Source organism: Blastocatellia bacterium, assembly GCA_035275065.1.
GTDB lineage: Bacteria > Acidobacteriota > Blastocatellia > UBA7656 > UBA7656 > DATENM01.
In genome coordinates, this window is sequence record DATENM010000107.1 from 1 (window position 1) to 3,728 (window position 3,728).

The following is a 3,728-nucleotide window of genomic DNA, read 5'->3' on the forward strand; positions in this document are numbered from 1 at the left end:
CAGCTCGCCGCTCACCCCCACCGGCACCGCCTCGCCGGCCGCATCCACCACATAGGCTCGCGTGTTGATCAGTGGCCGCCCAATCGGCACCCCTCGCGCCGCCTCGCCCAGCCCCGCCCCCCGGCTCGCATAGTGCGTCACATCATCCGAGCACTCGGTCGGCCCGTAGGCATTCATCAACCCAACCCCTGGCGCTGCCGCCTGAAAGCGCCGCCACAGCCCCACCGCGCAGGCTTCGCCCGTCACCAGCACCCAGCGCAGACTCGCCACACCGGCCTGCCTGTCGCCGACCTCCCCCAGCATCGCCTCCAGCAGCGACGGCACCGTCTCCCACACCGTCACCCCGGCCTCCCGCAACCCCTGCCACAGCGCCGCCGGGTCGTGCGCCTGGCGCTCCTCGACCAGCAGCACCTGTCCGCCGGCCAGCAGCGCCGCCCACATCTGCCACACCGAGATGTCGAAGCACGGCGAGGCGGTCTGCGCCACCACGTCCTGCGCCGTCAGCCGCAGGTCGCCGAGCTTGGCATAGAGGTGATTGATCATGCCGCGCTGCTCGACCATCACGCCTTTGGGCTGGCCCGTCGACCCTGAGGTGTAGATGACGTAGGCGAGATTCTCCGGGGCTACCCCGCCGCCCGCCGGGTTTGACGAGGGCTGCTGCCGCCACTCAGGCGCGGGCTCGTCGAAGTAGGCCACCGGCAGGTCTTCATCAAGCGCGGGGAACAGGCCTCGCCAGCGCGCCTGTGTCAGCAGCACGGCCGGCGCGCTATCCTCAAGCATGTAGCGCAGGCGCTGCGGCGGGTAAGCCGGATCGAGCGGCACGTAGGCGCCGCCGGCTTTGAAGACCGCCAGCACCGCCATCATCATCTCGACGCCGCGCTCGGCGCAGATGGCGACGCGGGCATCGGGGCCGACGCCGAGCTGACGCAGATAGTGCGCCAGCTGGTTGGCTCGGCGGTTGAGTTCGCCATAAGTCAGCCGCGCCTCGCCGCAGACGACCGCCATGGCCTCTGGGGTCTGCTCGACTTGCTGCTCGAACAGCTCGTGCACACATTGGTCTTTCGGGTAATCGGCCGCCGTCGCGTTCCACTCCTCAACAACCTGCCGCCGCTCTCCTTCTGGCAGCATCGACAACCGATCTATCGCCTCTGTGCTGTCGCTGACCATACTTTCAAGGAGCGCGCAAAAGTATCTGACATAGCGCTCCACCGTCTCCCGCTCAAACAGCGATGCCGCATATTCCATCTCACCCGCGATCTGCTCATCTATTTCCAACAACGTTAGCTTTAAGTCGAATTTTGTGAACACAGGTGCTTCTACATCCAGCGGCTCCAGCTCAATGCCCGGTAGCGACAGCCTCCCTCCGCCGACATTCTGTTGCCAATCAAAGAGCACCTGGAACACCGGCGTGTGCGACAGATTTCGCTCAGGCCGCACCACCTCCACCACCTGCTCGAACGGCAGCTCCTGATGCTGCTGTGCTGCTAACGTTCGCTCCTTCACCTGCTGCATCATCTCTCTGACACTGCCCGCCCCGCTCACCTCCAGCCGCAACGCCAGGGTATTGATGAAGAAGCCAATCAGCCCTTCGATCTCCACTCGCCCGCGGTTCGCCACCGGCGTGCCGATCACCACATCGTGCTGTCCCGATAGCCTCGACAGCAGCGCTCCTAAGCCGGCCAGCAGCGTCATGAACAAGGTCGTTCCCTGCTGCTGACTCAGCCGCTTCAGCCCGCGGCTGAGTTCCGCGCTCAGTGCCACCGGCACACGCCCGCCCTCGTACTTCTGCTCGGCGGGTCGCGCGTGATCGGTCGGCAACTCCAGCAGCCCAGGCGCTCTGGCAAGCGCCTGCTGCCAGTATTCGGTCTGCTGTCGCAGTACCTCCCCTTGCAGCCACTGTCGTTGCCACACGGCATAATCAGCATATTGCACCTCAAGCGCCGGAAGCGACTCGACCTCGCCGCGCGCGAAGGCCCTATAAAGGACACTGACCTCCTTGATGAAGATGTCCATCGACCAGCCGTCACTGACGATGTGATGCATGGTGATCAACAGCGCGTGCTCGGCATCCGCCGTGCGGATCAACCGGCCACGGATCAGCGGCCCCTGCTCCAGGTCGAAGCGCGTCGCCGCCTCTTCACGTATCAATCGCTCCATCTCTCGATCCGCATTCACCCCTTCGCGCAGGTCGTGCTCCTGGAGATGGAAGCGACTCGCTAGTGCTGGTGTGATCTGCTGGGCCGGCTCGCCATCGATGTTCACAAAGGTGGTGCGCAATGTCTCGTGGCGTGTCACGACACCGTCCAGCGCCCGCCTCAATGCCTCTCGATCAAGCTCTCCCTTCAGCCGCAGTCCGTAGAAAATGTGATAGGCCTGGCTGACGCCCATCTGCGCCAGGAACCACAGCCGCTGCTGCGCGAACGACAGCGGCAGATACTCATCGCGCGCGGCTGGCGTGATGGCCGGCAACGTCGTCGGGGTGGCTCGCTCCACTGCCATGGCCAGATCGGCAAGCACCGGATGCTCGAAGACCTCGCTGATGCTCACTTCCACATTCAGCCCCTGCCGCAGCCGTGCGATCACCCGCACCACCAACAGCGAATGCCCCCCCATCTCGAAGAAGTTGTCGCGGCGACCCACCCGCTCCACCTTCAACACCTCGCTCCAGATCGCCGCCAGCCGCTGTTCGATCTCCCCTTGCGGCTCCTCATACTCGCCCTTCGCGTAGGCCTCCGCCTCTGGCTCAGGCAGCGCCTTGCGATCCACCTTCCCATTCGCCGTCAGCGGCAGCCCCTCCATCTCGATATATGCCCCAGGCACCATGTAAGCCGGCAGCCGCTCCTGCAAGTACTCCCGCAACCTTCCTGCCATGCTTGCATTCGCCCACTCCGCCAGTGGCCGATTCGCAAACCCTCTCCACCTCGCCGCCTGCCCGCTCAAACTCACGCCCCCACCTTCTCCCTCTTCTGCTTCTGTCACTTCCTCTGCCCACTCCGCTCTGGCCTTTCGCAGCCTCACCTCATAGCTCCCGGCTTTCCCCCGGCTCGGCCAGCTCACGCTCACTTCATAACCCAACTGCCGCCCCATCAGCCGCACCGCTTCCGCTTCGATTCCCTTTCCGCCTTCCTCGCTCGCCGCCACTGCCGCCTCCACTTCGCTGACTCGCCTGCTAGCGGCCGCCGCTGTCAGCCACTCCTGTGCAGCCACATCCCTCGCCACCCTCGCGTTCGGCACCCCACTCAGCCTTAGCTCTTCGACGCCTTCACTCAACTCGCGCCGCAACCGCTCCAGGCTCCATCCACCGGCCTCCCATTCCGCCTTCGCCTCGGCCTCTGGCTTTCGCCTTCTCCTCCCTGTGCGCAGCACCACATCGTAGCGGTACTTCGTCAGCTCGTTTCCGTATTCGCCTCCTTTCAACTCGATGGCCGCCTCGCTGATCCACCCCTCCCTTGCCGCCATCGCCTCAAAGAGCTGCGGCGATACGACTAGCTCTTTTTCAGCTCGCAGCTTGCGCCGGATTCGTCCGCGCACCTCTTCGACACCGCTCTCGCCACTGGCGCGGCTCAACTCGACCGAGCTGTGAAACACCTCCAGCAAGTCGAGACTGCGGAGGTCTCCCAAGTAGATACTCCCCCCTCTGGCCAGCACTCCCTTTATCCCTTCCAGCACCTTCAGCAGATACTCCAGACTCGGAAAGTACTGCACCACTTCGTTCACCACCACCACGT

1 protein-coding gene is annotated in these 3,728 nt (G+C 64.6%); it reads right to left on the reverse strand.

The window, feature by feature from the left end; translation table 11 throughout:
- Positions 1-3,728 (reverse strand): condensation domain-containing protein (locus VJ464_23700; protein HKQ08151.1); only part of this gene is annotated, 3,728 nt, incomplete at both ends.